12 protein-coding genes are annotated in these 14,587 nt (G+C 73.8%); 6 read left to right on the forward strand and 6 right to left on the reverse strand.

The window, feature by feature from the left end; all coding sequences use genetic code 11:
- Nucleotides 1-26: 26 nt before the first annotated feature.
- From ABT023_RS25840 to ABT023_RS25865, 6 genes are all read right to left on the reverse strand, one after another.
- Complete coding sequence (locus ABT023_RS25840) at nucleotides 27-1,379, reverse strand: pectate lyase family protein (RefSeq protein WP_350888981.1); 1,353 nt, start codon at nucleotides 1,377-1,379, stop codon at nucleotides 27-29.
- Entirely contained in the window at nucleotides 1,379-2,578 is a 1,200-nt protein-coding gene (locus tag ABT023_RS25845; protein ID WP_350888993.1) for a Gfo/Idh/MocA family protein, read from the reverse strand. The genes ABT023_RS25840 and ABT023_RS25845 overlap by 1 nt, the downstream gene beginning before the upstream one ends.
- Before the next feature lie 116 nt (nucleotides 2,579-2,694).
- Nucleotides 2,695-4,185, reverse strand: a complete 1,491-nt coding sequence (locus ABT023_RS25850; protein ID WP_350888982.1) for a mannitol dehydrogenase family protein — start codon at nucleotides 4,183-4,185, stop codon at nucleotides 2,695-2,697.
- Nucleotides 4,176-5,480 carry an enolase C-terminal domain-like protein gene (locus ABT023_RS25855; RefSeq protein ID WP_350888983.1) on the reverse strand — a complete coding sequence of 435 codons (1,305 nt, stop codon included), beginning with the start codon at nucleotides 5,478-5,480 and terminating at the stop codon, nucleotides 4,176-4,178. Before ABT023_RS25855 ends, ABT023_RS25850 begins: the two co-directional genes overlap by 10 nt.
- The gene (uxaC, locus tag ABT023_RS25860; RefSeq protein ID WP_350888984.1) at nucleotides 5,477-6,913 is read right to left on the reverse strand and encodes a glucuronate isomerase; all 1,437 of its coding nucleotides are present in this window, start codon (nucleotides 6,911-6,913) and stop codon (nucleotides 5,477-5,479) included. Before uxaC ends, ABT023_RS25855 begins: the two co-directional genes overlap by 4 nt.
- A gap of 102 nt (nucleotides 6,914-7,015) precedes the next feature.
- Nucleotides 7,016-8,344 (reverse strand): Gfo/Idh/MocA family protein, encoded by a 1,329-nt coding sequence (locus ABT023_RS25865; RefSeq protein ID WP_350888985.1) that lies wholly within the window; start codon nucleotides 8,342-8,344, stop codon nucleotides 7,016-7,018.
- Nucleotides 8,345-8,583: 239 nt separating this feature from the next.
- Here ABT023_RS25865 and ABT023_RS25870 point away from each other — a divergent pair, with 239 nt between their 5' ends.
- From ABT023_RS25870 to ABT023_RS25895, 6 genes are all read left to right on the forward strand, one after another.
- On the forward strand, nucleotides 8,584-9,699 hold the full coding sequence (locus ABT023_RS25870) for a LacI family DNA-binding transcriptional regulator (protein WP_350888986.1): 1,116 nt from the start codon (nucleotides 8,584-8,586) through the stop codon (nucleotides 9,697-9,699).
- Between the two features lie 19 nt (nucleotides 9,700-9,718).
- Nucleotides 9,719-11,056, forward strand: a complete 1,338-nt coding sequence (locus tag ABT023_RS25875) for an ABC transporter substrate-binding protein (RefSeq protein WP_350888987.1) — start codon at nucleotides 9,719-9,721, stop codon at nucleotides 11,054-11,056.
- Nucleotides 11,057-11,088: 32 nt separating this feature from the next.
- On the forward strand, nucleotides 11,089-12,072 hold the full coding sequence (locus ABT023_RS25880) for a carbohydrate ABC transporter permease (protein WP_350888988.1): 984 nt from the start codon (nucleotides 11,089-11,091) through the stop codon (nucleotides 12,070-12,072).
- Nucleotides 12,073-12,191: 119 nt separating this feature from the next.
- Complete coding sequence (locus ABT023_RS25885; protein ID WP_350888994.1) at nucleotides 12,192-12,953, forward strand: carbohydrate ABC transporter permease; 762 nt, start codon at nucleotides 12,192-12,194, stop codon at nucleotides 12,951-12,953.
- A 4-nt stretch (nucleotides 12,954-12,957) separates the two neighbouring features.
- Nucleotides 12,958-13,566 carry a hypothetical protein gene (locus tag ABT023_RS25890; protein ID WP_350888989.1) on the forward strand — a complete coding sequence of 203 codons (609 nt, stop codon included), beginning with the start codon at nucleotides 12,958-12,960 and terminating at the stop codon, nucleotides 13,564-13,566.
- On the forward strand, nucleotides 13,563-14,587 hold a 1,025-nt coding region (locus ABT023_RS25895; protein ID WP_350888990.1), incomplete at its 3' end, for a DUF6807 domain-containing protein. The genes ABT023_RS25890 and ABT023_RS25895, both read left to right, overlap by 4 nt.

Raw genomic sequence — 14,587 nt, forward strand, 5'->3', positions numbered from 1 at the left:
CGTGGGGGCCGGCTGCGCCCGGTTCTCTACAGCGGCAGCCGGTTCGCCCCGGCCAGCGCGCCGACCACGAGCGGGACCAGCGGCGCGGGCAGCACCCGGCCGTCGCGCAGGGCCGGCGTCCAGCCGGCGTCGGTGCCCAGGTCGGGGTCGTGGGTCGCGTTGTACGCGGCCACCAGGTCGACCGGGCGGGCCCCGTCGCCGTCGGCGCGGACCCAGTTGCCGCGGGTGGTGACGGCGGTGCCGCCCCAGTCGTACAGCAGGTCCTCGGCGGCGAGGCCCGCGCCGAGGGTGAACCAGTTGTTCTCCACGTACGGCGCGGACTGCACCCCGACGCCGACGGCGTACTGGAAGTCCTCGCCGGCCAGCCGGTACCAGTTGTTGTAGACGTCGACCTGGCCGAACCGGACCCGGGGCAGGCGCTGGAGCACCCTGTCGAACAGGTTGTGGTGCAGGGTCACCTTGAGCCGGCCGACGTCCGGCCCGACCGTGTTCGACGAGCCGATCAGCATCAGCTTGTCCCGTCCGACGAACCGGTTGTACGAGGCGGTGACCAGGCTGGCGGTGTGGGTGATGTCCAGCGACCCGTCGTGCACCTGGTACGGCCGGCCGAAGTGCACCGGCTGGCCGCTGTCCGGGTTGTCGCCGTCGGTGAAGCTGTTGTGGTCGACCCAGACGTGCTCGCTGCGCCGCACCGAGATCTGGTCGTACTGGGAGTTCCAGTTGCCGGTGGCGCCGTCCGTCGGCGACCACGCCGGGAAGCAGTCCCGGGCGTCGTCGAAGGTCAGGTTCCGCACGATGACGTTGCTGGCGCTGTCGATCATCAGGGTCAGCCCGGTCAGCGTCGCCCCGCGCAGCCCGACGACGGTGGTGTTCGGGCCGACGTTGATCTGGGTCTGCCGCGTCTGGTTCGCCACCGAGCGCACCCGGGCGGCCTCCAGCGCCCCGGTCGGTGGCGTCATGCCCCACACCGCCGGGTCGTACGCGGCCAGGTAGGCCGCCAGCGAGTACCCCGGGTCGGCCAGGTCGGCGCAGTCGAGCGGGCCGCCGTCGTCGGCCTCGAACCCGTCCACGACGCCGTCGACGACGATCACCTTGGGGGTGGCGTTGGTCCGGTTGGTGGCGTTGTCACCGCCCAGCGCGTGGACCAGCTCGGCCCGGCTGCGGACCAGGTGGACCTGGTCGGCGGCGGCCGTCGAGCCGCCGGTGGTGCCGACGCCGTCGGCCGCCCAGCCGTCGCCGGCCGGCAGCGCCTGGCGGGCGAGCCGCTCGACGGGGTCGGGCACCGGGCCGGCGGCGTCGGGGGCGGCCGACGCCGCAGCGCCCGGTACGACGAGCAGGGACAGGGCGACCAGGGCCGCCCCGAGAACGCGTGGACGCATCAGGGCCTCTCCGAAGTGGTTGGTCGGTGCGGTGAGTTTCGTGACGAGTGCTTCTCCTCCGCGAGCTCGGTGCGCACCGGCGGCACCGCCCACGGCACGGCCAGCTCCGACAGCAGCGCGCCGGACTCGGCCGCCCGCCGCAGCGCCCCGTTCACGCCGCGGACGCTCAGCACCCGGTCCGGCCCGTCCCCGGCTGCGGTCACCAGGTCGCCGCCGAGCAGGGTCGGCTCGGGCGCGGCCCGGACCGCCTCCAGCACGGCGGTGAACGGCGCGGTGCGGGCCAGCGGGGCGATCAGCGGCGTCCCGTCGGCGCGGCGGTCCAGCAGGTTCTCCAGCAGGCCACGCCGCCCCGGCACCTCCCGGGGCGCGTCGTCGCCGGGCAGCGCCAGCCGGTCCGTCGGGTACTCCAGCACCGCCCGGCCGGCGGTGCCGGTCACGATCACCTCACCGGCGACGAAGTCCTCGCCGGCCAGGGTCACCGCGGCGACGATCGGTGGACCGGAGCGCGGGACGACCCGCAGGGCCGCCGTGTCGTCCACCTCGATCGGGCGGACCCGGTAGCGCTCCAGCTCGATCACCGCCGGCCGCACCGGCGCGCCGGCGACCGCCTCGGCCACCGCCAGGCACTGCATCACCGCGTGCGCGAACGGGTTGGCCAGCGCCCCGTCGAGCACCGGCCGGCCGTTCAGCGTCCGCCGGCCGGCCCAGGGGGCCCGGGCGTAGTAGCCGTCCGAGCGTCGCCAGGCCGCGACCGTGGCGATGCCGGTGACCGTGCCGAGCCGCCCGTCGGCCACCGCCGCCGTCAGCTCGGCCAGCGCGGCCGAGCCGAGGGCCTGGAAGCCGACCTGGCAGGACCGGCCGGTGTCGGCCAGCGCGGCGGCCAGCGTCCGGTGCTCGGCCGTGGACAGCACCGGCGGTTTCTCCAGCAGCAAGTCCGCCCCGGCGGCCAGCACGTCCAGCGCGATCGGCAGGTGGGTGTGCGGCGGGGTGCAGACCACCACCATGTCCGGCTTCGCCTCGGCGAGCATCGCGGCGTGGTCGGTGAAGACCCCCGCGCCGGCCGGCACCGGCGCGTGCGGCTCCTCCTCGATGGGGCGTACGTCGACCAGGGCGACCAGCCGGACCCGGCCGGCGGCGTGCAGCGGGGCGATCGCCCGGCGGTGCCACCGGCCGTGCCCGTTCGCCCCGATGACCGCCACCCGGGGCGGGCCCCCGGCCCCGGACCGGCCCGCGCCATCCTGGGCGGCCCCCGGGCGGGGGGCGCTCCCGCCGGACCGGCCCGCGCCACCCGGGGCGGACCCCGGGCGGGCGTCGCTCACGTCGCACCGGCCAGGGTCGCGGTCACCCCGTGCCGGTGCAGGGCGGCCAGCCAGTCGGTGACGTCGGCGCGCACCTCGTCGTCGTCGGCCACCTGGGCGGGGAAGACCTCACGCAGCCCGAACAGGGCGTCGACGACCCCGGCCGGGGTGCCCCCGGCGGTGGCCAGGGCGCCCCGGATCTGGTCGGCGAGCGGGTCGACCAGCGGGAGCGCTCCGCCGTCGTCGGCGTGCCCGCAGACGAACCGCGCCCACGCGGCCACCACCAGCGCGGACCAGCGCGCCGGCCGGCCGGCCGCACGCAGGTCGGCGATGGTGTGCAGGATCCGCTGGGGCAGCTTCTGCGAGCCGTCCATCGCCACCTGGAGGGTGCGGTGCCGGATCGCCGGGTTGGCGAAGCGGCCCAGCACCTCGTCGCCGTACTCGACCACCGACACCCCGGCCGGCGGGGCGAAGCTGACCGCCACCTCCTCGGCGACGAGGCGGCGCAGCATCCCGGTCAGGCCGGGGATTCCCAGCGCGTCGGCGACGGTCTCCCGACCGGCGAGGGCGCCCAGGTAGGCGGTGGTCGAGTGCAGGCCGTTGAGGCCGCGCAGTTTCAGCCGCTCCCACGGCCCGGCATCGTCGGTGAGCACCGCTCCGGCCCGGTCCCACGCCGGCCGGCCGCCGGGGAAGGCGTCCTCGATCACCCACTGGGTGTACGGCTCGGCGTCCACCGCCGCCAGGTCGGCGAAGCCCAGCGCCTGCCGGGCCACGGCGAGGGTGTCCGCCGTGCTGGCCGGCACGATCCGGTCCACCATGGTCCCGGGGAAGGTGACGTTCGCGGCCACCCAGCCGAGCGCCCGCTCCGACACGCCGGAGCGGGCCAGCGCCTGCTCGACCAGGCCGCGCAGCCGGACCCCGTTCGACGGCAGGTTGTCGCAGCTGACCAGCGCGATCGGCCCCGCGTCGGCCGCCGCCCGGGCGGCCAGCCCACGTACCAGCAGGCCGGGCACCGTGCCGGGCGGCCCGTCGCCGGCCAGGTCGGCGGCGAGCGCCGGGTCCGGGCGCAGCCGGCCGGTGACCGGGTCGAGCTGGTACGCCTTCTCCGTCACGGTCAGCGTGACCACCCGGATCGCCGGGTCGGCGAGCAGCGCCACGATCCCGGCCGGGTCGCTCGCGGCGTGCCGGACCCCGGCCAGCGACCCGATCACCCGGGTGCTGCCGCCGGTGGCGGCCCTGGTGGTAACGCTGAACAGGTTGTCCTGCGCGGCGAGCGTCTCGACCAGTTCGGTGCTGCGCGGGGCGACCCCGACGATGCCCCAGTCGCCGCCCGCCGCGCCGATCGCGGCCTCCGTGTAGACGGCCTGGTGGGCGCGGTGGAACGCGCCCAGGCCGAGGTGCACGATCCCGGCGGGCACGGTGCCGGGGCGCAGCAGCGGGCGGCTCGCCTCGGGCAGCCGGCGCAGCGCGGCCAGCCCGAGCCGGGACGCCCCCACGGTCACCGCCATACCGGGCCGTCCGGGAAGCGGAACTCCGCGATCGACTCGGGGCGCATCGTCGAGCTGTAGCCGGGTGCGGTGGGCAGCAGGTACCGGCCGCCCCGGGTGCGCACCGGGTCGACGAAGTGCTCGTGCAGGTGGTCCACGTACTCGACCATCCGGCCGTCGAGGTCGGCGCCGACCCGCAGGAAGTCGAAGATCGCCAGGTGCTGCACGTACTCGCACAGGCCGACGCCGCCGGCGTGCGGGCAGATCGGCACCCCGAACTTCGCCGCCATGACGATCTCGGCAAGCACCTCGTTGACCCCGCCGACCCGGCAGGCGTCGATCTGCATGACGCCGATCGCCTCGGCCTGGAGCAGCTGCTTGAAGATCACCCGGTTGGCGGCCACCTCGCCGGTGGCCACCCGGCACCGCCCGCCGGTCAGCTCGGTCACCGCGCGGGCGATCCGGGCGTGGCCGAGGATGTCGTCGGCGTGCGTCGGCTCCTCGATCCAGTACGGGTCCACCTCGGCCAGCGCCGTCATGTTGGTGATCGCCTCGTCGACGTCCCACACCTGGTTGGCGTCCATCATCAGCAGCGCGTCGGGGCCGATCTCCGCGCGGATGATCCGGGCGCGGCGCAGGTCGTCGGCGGGCGGGCCGCCGACCTTCATCTTCATCGCCCGCCAGCCCCGGGCGTACGCCTCGCGGGTCAGCGTCCGGACCTTGTCGTCGGGGTAGCCCAGCCAGCCCACGGAGGTGGTGTACGACGGGAACCCGTCGCGCGCCAGCAGGGCGAGCCGGTCGGCCATCCCGTCGCGGCCCCCGTCCAGGATGGTGGCCGCCTCGCCGGGGGTGAGCGCGTCGGTGATGTGGTGGAAGTCGATGCTGGCCACCAGGTCCTCGGTGGGCAGCTCGGCCAGGAACCGCCACATCGGCTTGCCGGCGAGCTTGGCCCGCAGGTCCCACACGGCGTTGACCAGTGCGCCGGTGGCCATGTGGATGACGCCCTTCTCCGGGCCCAGCCAGCGCAGCTGCGGGTCGGCGCTCAGGGAGCGCCAGAACGCCACCGGCTCGGCGACGATCTCCTCGACCGTCCTGTCCCGCACGTGGTGGGCCAGGGCGCGTACGGCCGCGCAGGTGATCTCGTTGCCCCGGCCGTTGGTGAAGGTGAACCCGGCGCCCACCGGCCCGGCGTCGGTGCCCAGCTCGACGTACGTCGCCGAGTAGTCGCCCCGGTTGATCGCGTCCGAGCCGTCGCCGGCCGCCGCGGTCGGGAAGCGCACGTCGTGCACGTCCACGGAAGTGATGGTGACGCTCACGGGACCAACCTTTCGCCGATCTTGAAGACCTTCTTGGGCAGGCGGTACGCGAGGTCGACGATGGTCTCGGCGGCCTCGGCCTCGGTCAGCCGGTGCTCGGCGACCAGCCGGGCGAGGAAGCCGGCGTCGACCCGGCGGGCCACGTCGTGACGTACCGGGATGGAGCAGAACGCCCGGGTGTCGTCGACGAACCCGGCCGTGTTGTAGAACCCGGCGGTCTCGGTGACCGCCTCCCGGAACCGGCGCAGCACCTCGGGGGAGTCGAGGAACCACCAGGGCGCGCCGAGGTACAGGGCCGGGTAGCCGCCCGCGAGGGGGGCCAGTTCCCGGGTGAAGGTGTACTCGTCGAGGGTGTAGACCACCACCCGCAGCCGGGGGTCGTTGCCGTACGCGTCCAGCAGCGGGGTGAGCGCGTGCAGGTACTCGGTGGCCTGGGGGATGTCCCCGCCGACGTCGCGGCCGTGCCGGGCGTGCAGCAGGCGGTTGTGGTTGCGCACCGAGCCGGGGTGCAGTTGCATCACCAGCCCGTCGTCGAGCGACATCCGGGCGAACTCCAGCAGCATGTGCGCCCGGAACGCCTCGGCGTCGGCGGCGTCGGCCGTCCCGCGCCGGCCCCGGTCGTACAGCGCCGTCGCCTCCGACTCGCTCAGATTCAGGGTGCGGGCGGTCGGGTGGCCGTGGTCGGAGCAGGTGGCGCCGGCCGCGATGAACGCCTCCCGGCGCCGTCGCAGGGCGGCCAGGAACCCGGGGTACGTGTCGGTGTCCTCGCCGGAGACCTCGCCGAGCCGCTCGACGTTGGCGGCCCAGTTGTCGAACTCCATGTCGACGACGTTGTCCGGCCGGAACGTGGTGACCACCTTGCCGCCGGGGCCGCCCCAGCCGTCGGCGGCGAGCTTGGCGTGCTGGGCCAGGTCGTCCAGGGGCGACTCGGTGGTGGCGAGCACCTCGATGCGGAACCGGTCGAACAGCGCCCGGGGCCGGAACTCCGGCTCGGCGAGCCGGGCCGCGACCTCGTCGTACACGGCGTCGGCGGTGGCCGGGGAGAGCGGGGTGTCCACCCCGAAGACCCCGGTGAGGGTCTGCTCCAGCCACAGCCGCGACGGGGTGCCCCGGAACAGGTGCCAGCCGTCGACGAAGCGCCGCCAGATCGTCCGCCCGTCGGTCTCCACGGGGCTGCCGTCCACCGTCGGGACGCCCAGTTCCGCCGGGGGGACGCCCTGGCTGAGCAGCATCCGGGTCAGGTAGTGGTCGGGCACGATGATCATCCGGGACGGGTCCGGGAACGGCCGGTCCTCGGCCAGCAGCGCCGGGTCGACGTGCCCGTGCGGGGAGATGATCGGCTGCTCGGCCGCCAGCGCGTAGAGCTGCCGCGACAGCGCGCGCAGGCCCGGGTCGGCGGGCAGGAGCAGGTCGGGTCGGGCGGTGGTCGGCACGTCGGACGGCTCCTCGGGTGCGGTCGGTCGAACGGGGGGCGGACCGGCGGGGCCGCGGGGCCCGGTGGGGTGGCCGTGGCGGCGCGCTCCGGGCGCGGTCGGTCAGGGCAGGGGGAGCAGATCGGCGACCCGGACGGCCTGCCCGGTCTCGAAGGACCGGTTGGCGGCCAGGCCGGTGAGCAGGGCAAGGGCCCCGTCGCGGGCGCCGGCGGCCCGGTGCAGCGGGTCCGCCGCGCCGCCGAAGAGGACCTTCGTCATCCGGGCGTCCGCGCCGCCGTGGCCCTGCCGGGTGTACCCCTCGACCTCGATCTGCCGGGGCGGCGACCAGAACGGGCGCAGGGTGAGGGTGGCCGAGCCGCCCTCGGCGGCGGCCTCGTCGCCGTGCAGCGCCGCGCCCTTGAGCGCCCCGGCGGCCCCGGGGCTGACGAAGTCGCTCTCCACGACCTCCAACTCGACGCGGCCCCGGCTGCCGTTGACCATCACCCGGTAGCCCTCCCAGGGGGCGTAGGCGGTGAGGTGGTACGTCATGGTCACGCCGGAGGAGTAGCGGGCCAGCACCGCCATGTCGTCCTCGATGGTGACGTCGGGGGCGAACACGTTCTGGTCGCGGTGGTAGCCGTCCTCGGCCTCGGCGTCGAGGTAGAGCTCGCGCAGCCGGGGGTGCTCGGCCATCCGCAGGGCGAACGGGTCGCCGGCGGCGTCCGGGGCGTCGTGTGCCCGGTCGTAGTCCCGGGCGTAGCCGTGCCGGCGGCCGGCGTCGCCGTAGAAGAACAGCCGGCCGGCGGCGTAGACCTCGACCGGGGTGGCGTCGAGCCACCAGTTGACCAGGTCGAAGTGGTGGCTGGCCTTGTGCACCATCAGCCCGCCGGAGTTGGCCTTGTCCCGGTGCCAGCGCCGGAAGTAGTCCGCGCCGTGCCGCACGTCGAGCAGCCACTCGAAGTGCACCGACCCGATCTCGCCCACCGCCCCGTCGGCCAGCAGCCGGCGCAACTGCTCGTGCAGCGGGTTGTAGCGGTAGTTGAAGGCGACGGTGACCTGCCGGCCGGTCTCGGCGACCGCGTCCAGGATCCGCCGGCAGCGCGGCGCGTCGACGGTCATCGGTTTCTCCGACACCACGTCGCAGCCGGCGCGCAGGGCGGCCACGATGTACTCGTCGTGGGTGGCGTCGACCGTGGTGACCAGCACGGTGTCGACGCGCTCCTTGTCCAGCATCGCGGCGAACCCGTCGGCCCGGTACGTCGGCACCCCCCGGTGACCCAGCTCGGCCAGCCAGCGGTTGTGCGCGTCCATCCGGGACCGGTTGACGTCGGCGAACGCGACCAGTTCGGCGGTGTCGGGATGGTCCCGGACCAGCGCCCGGACGAACATCTCGGCCCGGGCGCCGGTGCCGACCACCGCGTGACGGGTCCGTTCGCCGGATCTCGAAGACATCGCGTCGCCTCCCGGGTGTCACTGCAAAGGTTTGCAGTGAAGAAACCACGATCGATCGCCATGAGTCAATGACGTCGACAAAAAGCCGTGTGGTTTGCCCGTCTTTGATGGGTTAGCGGGGCATGAAGGGTGACCCCTCGAAACCTGGTCGTAACCTTCGAGCGTTGACAGTGGAGCAACCGTTTGCATTAATTGTCGGCACCCACGTGACCGCAACCACACTGGACGAAGGGGCCGCCGTGCCAGTCACCATCAGGGACGTCGCGCGGGCCTCGGGCGTGCACATCTCCACGGTCTCCCGCACGTTCTCCGCGCCGCACCTGGTCAACCCGGAGACCCGGGGCCGGGTGCTGGCCTGCGCGGAGGACCTGGGCTACCGGCCCAACCGCGCCGCGCGTGCCCTGATCACCGGCCGCACCCACAACATCGGCCTGATCATCGCCGACATCGCCAACCCGTTCTTCCCGCCGCTGATCAAGGCGGCGGAGGGGCAGGCCAGGCACCGCGACTACCACGTCTTCGTCGCCGACACCAACGAGGACCCGGTGGCCGAGGAGGAACTGGTCCACGCCCTGGCCAAGCAGGTCGACGGGGTGCTGCTGTGCAGCCCCCGGATGAGCAACAGCCTCATCGAACAGCTCAGCCGCGAGGTCCCGCTGGTGGTGATAAACCGGCAGGTGACCGGCCTGCCCTGCGTCATGATGGACGTCGGGCAGGGGGCCCGGTCCGCGATCGAGCACCTGGTCGGCCTCGGCCACACCGAGATCGCCCTGCTCGGTGGGCCGCGCGGCTCGTGGACCAACCGGGAGATCCGCCGCTCGGCCGCCGCCGCGGCGCGTACCGGCGGCGCGGAACTGACCGTTCTCGGGCCCAACCCGCCCACCGAGCACGGCGGCGGCGCGCTGGCCGAACAGGTCCAGCGCGCCGGCGTCACCGCCGTGCTCGCCTACAACGACCTGATGGCGATCGGGCTGATCGAGGGGCTCGACGCCCTCGGGGTCCGGGTGCCGCAGGACGTCAGCGTCGTCGGCATCGACGACATCGCCCTGAGCCGGCTCACCCGGCCCAAGTTGACGACGGTGGCCACGCCTACCGCGGCCGCCGGCCGGACGGCCGTCGACATGCTGCTGCAACAGGACACCGACGCGCCGCGGGGCGCCGGTCGGGGCACGGCAGCCGGCGCCCGTCGCACCACCGCACAGGTAATGCTCCAGACCGAGTTGGTCATCCGCGACTCCACCGGAGGAGTTCCGTCGTCCGGTGGCTCCGGTGCCGAACGTGTCGGCCCGAGCCCGCATCGCCTTGCGGACCCGGGCCGCCCGACTGCGGCCACCGGTGGCGTCGTCGCCTCCTAATGCCAAGGAGTGAGCGCACATGCACCCCGCCACGCCCCCCACCGCCGGCGCACCCGCCGGGCGTTCCCACCGTACCCCCCGCCGTCGGCTGCTGCGCGGGCTCGTCGCCCTGGTGGTCGCCGCGCCGCTCGCCCTGGGCGCCGCCGCCTGCGGCGACGAGGCCAGTGACGACCCCAACGCCCCCGTCAAGCTCTCCATCTTCTGGTGGGGCGGCGATGCCAGGGGGAAGCTGACCGGGGACGCCCTCGCCCTCTACACCAGGAAGCACCCGAACGTCACGTTCGAGAGGACCTGGCAGGCCAACCAGGGCTACTTCGACAAGCTGGCCACCCTCACCGCCGGTGGCAACCCGCCGGACATCTTCCAGATCGACGACAACTTCCTCGCCGAGTACGCGTCCCGCAACACCACGCTCGACCTGACCAGCTACTCCGACTCCGGCAAGCTCGACGTGTCGAAGTTCCCCAAGAGCCTGTGGCAGTACGGCGTGGTCGACGGCAAGCTCGCCGGGCTGGCCGCCGGGGAGAACACCCAGGGGCTGGTCTACAACAAGACGCTGCTGAGCAGGAACGGCCTCCCGGAGCCGACCACCGGCATGACCTGGGAGGAGCACATCGCCTGGGCCGAGCAGGTCGCGAAGAAGACCAAGGTCCCCGGCACCCAGGACCCGAGCGCCGACTACAAGGCGTTCTGGGTCTGGCTGCGCCAGCAGGGCAAGGACATGTACGAGGGCAAGGAGCTCGGCTTCACCGCCGAGGACGTCACCAAGTGGTTCGAGCTGTGGAAGGGCGCCCGGGACCGGGGCGCCACCCCGACGCCGGACGTGATCCACGAGGGCAACGCCACCGACATCACCAAGCAGCTCGTCGTGACCGGCAAGGCCGGCACCTCCTGGGTCTGGGTCAACCAGATGCCGGAGCTGAAGAAGAACACCAAGGACGAGCTCGGTGTCGTCGCGTACCCGGGTGACCCGAGCGCCCAGTGGGCCCGCGCCTCGATGTACTGGTCGGTGTTCAAGGGCAGCAAGCACCGGGACATCGCGGTCGACGTGCTGAACTTCCTGGCCAACGACCAGGAGGCGGTCAAGCTCCTCGGCACCGACCGGGGCCTGCCGTCGAACCAGGACCTGCGCCGGCTCGTCAGCGAGGGCGCCACCGACCCGGCGATGAAGCAGTCCATCGCGGTGGAGGCCGAGCTGGCCCAGAAGTTCGGGGAGTCGCCGCAGGTGCCGATCAAGGGCCACAGCAAGGTCCGCGCAGAACTGATCAAGGCGGCGGAGAACGCCCAGTACGGCCGGGTCACCCCGGCCGAGGCGGCGGCGCAGTTCCTGGCCGCCTGCAAGTCCGCCATCGTCTGAGCCGCCGCACACGTTCGGAAAGGAGCCGGCTCGTGGCACTGACCACGGCGCCCGACCCGACCCGACGCGGCACCGGATCCGCCCGCGCCCACGCCCCCCGGGACGTGGCCGGGCGGATCCGGCACAGCGAAGGTCTGGCGGGGTACGTCTTCCTCTCGCCCTGGCTCATCGGACTGATGGCCATCACGGCGATTCCCATGCTCCTGTCGCTCTACCTGAGCTTCACCGACTACGACATCCTCACCCCCTTCTCGGAGGTCGAGTGGGTGGGGTTCGCCAACTACGAGCGGATGTTCACCAACGATCCCTCGTACTGGCACGCGGTCCGCGTGACGCTGGCCTTCGCCCTGGTGGCGGTGCCGCTGAAGCTGGCCGCCGCGCTGGGGGTGGCGCTGCTGCTCAACCGGGCGTGGCGCGGGGTCGGGCTGTTCCGCAGCCTGTTCTACCTGCCGTCGCTGCTCGGCGGCAGCGTCGCCCTGGCCATCGTCTGGGTGAACATGTTCAACCGTGACGGCGCGTTCAACTCGGTGCTGGCCCTGTTCGGCATCGAGGGCAAGCCCTGGGTCAACGACCCGGACTGGGCGCTGGAGACCCTGATGGTGCTCGCCATCTGGCAGTTCGGCGCCCCGATGGTGATCTTCCTGGCCGGGCTCAAGCAGGTGCCGACGGAGCTGTACGAGGCCGCCTCGGTCGACGGGGCCGGCAGGTGGCGGCAGTTCCGCGCCGTCACCCTGCCGATGCTCTCCCCGGTCATCTTCTTCAACCTGGTGCTGGAGACCATCAACGGCTTCCAGGGCTTCACCGCGGCCTTCGTGCTCAGCAACGGCACCGGCGGCCCGGTCGACTCCACCCTCATGTACACGCTGAACCTCTACATCAAGGGCTTCACCGATCTGGAGATGGGCTACGCCTCGGCGATGGCCTGGGTCTTCCTGCTCGCCATCGGCCTCATCACGGCCGTCTTCTTCAGCACCGGACGGTTCTGGGTGCACTACTCCGACGGGGAGGACCGGTGACGGCTACCGCAGGCCCGGTGGTGACCCGGCCGCGCCGCCCGCGTTCCGGCGGCGGGCAGGCCGTGCGCCTGGTCGTCCTGATCGCGATCGTGGTGGTCGTGCTCTACCCGCTGTTCTGGATGATCGGCACCTCGGTCAAGGGCCAGGAGGAGATCGTCAGCAACACCGGCCTGCTGCCGAAACAGTTCACCCCCGGCAACTACGCCGACGGGTGGGCCAACTTCGACCTCAGCTTCGGCCGGTTCTTCCTCAACAGCGCCATGGTCAGCCTGCTGACCGTGGTCGGCAACGCGGTCTCCTGCCTGCTCGCCGCGTACGCCTTCGCCCGGCTGAGGTTCCGGCTGCGCGGGATGTGGTTCGCCGTCATGATCGGCACCCTGCTGCTGCCCGGGCACGTGCTGATCGTGCCCCAGTACATCCTGTTCCGCACGCTCGGCCTGGTCGGCGGCGAGTGGCCCTACCTGCCGCTGCTGATCCCGCAGTTCCTGGCGACCGAGGCGTTCTTCGTCTTCCTGATGGTCCAGTTCATGCGGGGCATCCCGCGCGAGCTGGACGAGGCGGCGAAGATCGACGGGGCCAGCGCGTTCGGCATCTTCCGGCACATCATCCTGCCGCTGAGCCGACCCGCGCTGGTCACCACCGCGATCTTCTCGTTCATCTGGACCTGGAACGACTTCTTCCGGCAGCTCGTCTTCCTGTCCAGCCTGGAGGACTACACCGTGCCGGTGGCGCTGACCCTGTTCATCGACTCGACCAGCCAGAGCGCGGTCGGCCCGATGTTCGCCATGTCGGTGCTGTCGCTGCTGCCGGTGTTCCTGTTCTTCCTGGCCTTCCAGCGGATGCTCGTCGAGGGCATCAACACCAGCGGGATCAAGGGGTGACGCCGTGACGCGGGACAGACCGGCCCGCCGGGACTGGCGGGACGTGGTAGCCGACGCCGCCGACCTGGCGCTGGTCGGGTTCCTGCTGGTGGCGGGCGCGCTGCCGGTGCTGACCGCCGGCGCCGCGCTCGCCGCCGCCAGCGCCGCCGTGCACGACCGGGTGACCGACGGCGGCTGGCCGAACCTGCGGACCACGCTGCGCCGGTACGTCCGGGCGCTGCCGGCCGGCGTGCCGGTGACCCTGGCCGGGCTGGCCGGCGCGGTCCTGCTCGGGGCCGACCTGGCCGCGCTGGCCACCGGCCGGGTCCCCGGCGGGGCGCCCGCCCTGCTGGTCACCGGCGCGGTCACGGCGGCCCTGTCCGGGTACGCCGGGCTGGTCGTCGTCGAGGTCGGGCGGGCCGGCGGGCGGGGCTGGCGGGTCGCGGCCCGCACCGCCGCCCGCTCCTGCGTCGCCCGCCCGGCCGGCTGGGCGGCGGCCGGCGGGGTGTGCTGCCTGGCCGGCGTCCTCGCCGTGCTGGTCATCCCGGTCGCGCTGCCGATCCTCGCCGGGTACGCCCTGGCCGCGCTGCACGCGGTCGCCCGCCGTCCGGCCGTCGCCGTGGAGCCGTCGTGACCGATCACGCCCCCCACGCCCGGGCCGACGGGGCCACCCTCCGCACCCGGGCCGATGGTGCCGACCCCCGCACCCGGGCCGTTCCCACAGGCGAGCCCGGCCGCCCGGCCGGCGACTCCGGCGACGATCCCCGACTGCTGGTCGGCGGCGTCGAGGTGGCCCGGTACGTCCTCGCCCCGGACCTCGACGCCAGGCACGGCCCCCGGCCCTACCTGCACCCGGTGCGCACCCTCGCCGGCACGGTCGTCACCGACGCGCTGCCGGAGGACCACGTGTGGCACCTCGGCGCGTCCCTGGCCGTGCAGGACGTCGCCGGCACCAACCTGTGGGGCGGGCGCACCTACGTGCGCGACACCGGCTACACCTGGCGCGACGACCACGGCCGGATCGTCCACACCGGCTGGACCGAGCGGGCCGACGATCGACTGGAACACCGCCTCCAGTGGTGCGACCCGGCCGGCGGGGTGCTGATCACCGAGCGCCGCCGGCTCGCCGTCGCGCCCGTGCCCGATGCCCCCGGGGCGTGGCGGCTGGACCTGCGGTACGCGCTGAGCGCCCCCGCCGACCGGGACGTCCCCCTCGGCAGCCCGGCCACCAACGGCCGCCCCGGCGGCGCCGGGTACGGCGGGTTCTTCTGGCGGGCCGTCGCCACCGAACCGCCCCGTACCTTCACCGCGCTGGCCGACGGCGAGGAGGCCGTCAACGGCTCCGCCGCGCCGTGGGTGGCGCTGGCCGGCACCGGGCCGGGGGGCGGCGCGTACACCCTGGTCTTCACCGGGCTCGGGCCGGGCGACCGGTGGTTCGTCCGGACGGCGATGTACCCGGGGGTCTGCGTGGCCTTCGCCTTCGAGTCCCCGGCCGTGGTCCCGGCCGGGACCAGCCGGCACGGCCGGCACACCGTCACCGTCGCGGACGGGATCCTCGACCGCGACGCGACCGCCGCCCTCGCCGCCGCCGCGGACGCGGCGGGCCCGGTGGCCCTCGGCGATCAGGCGGCTCCGGGTGAGCCGGCGGCCCCGGG

The organism is Micromonospora sp. NPDC002296 (assembly GCF_040296145.1).
GTDB lineage: Bacteria > Actinomycetota > Actinomycetes > Mycobacteriales > Micromonosporaceae > Micromonospora.

Coding starts and splice junctions, on each gene's coding strand:
- ABT023_RS25840 (WP_350888981.1), bottom strand. CDS start 1,379: ATGCGTCCACGCGTTCTCGGGGCGGCCCTGGTCGCCCTGTCCCTGCTC.
- ABT023_RS25850 (WP_350888982.1), bottom strand. CDS start 4,185: ATGGCGGTGACCGTGGGGGCGTCCCGGCTCGGGCTGGCCGCGCTGCGC.
- ABT023_RS25865 (WP_350888985.1), bottom strand. CDS start 8,344: ATGTCTTCGAGATCCGGCGAACGGACCCGTCACGCGGTGGTCGGCACC.
- ABT023_RS25875 (WP_350888987.1), top strand. CDS start 9,719: ATGCACCCCGCCACGCCCCCCACCGCCGGCGCACCCGCCGGGCGTTCC.
- ABT023_RS25885 (WP_350888994.1), top strand. CDS start 12,192: ATGATCGGCACCTCGGTCAAGGGCCAGGAGGAGATCGTCAGCAACACC.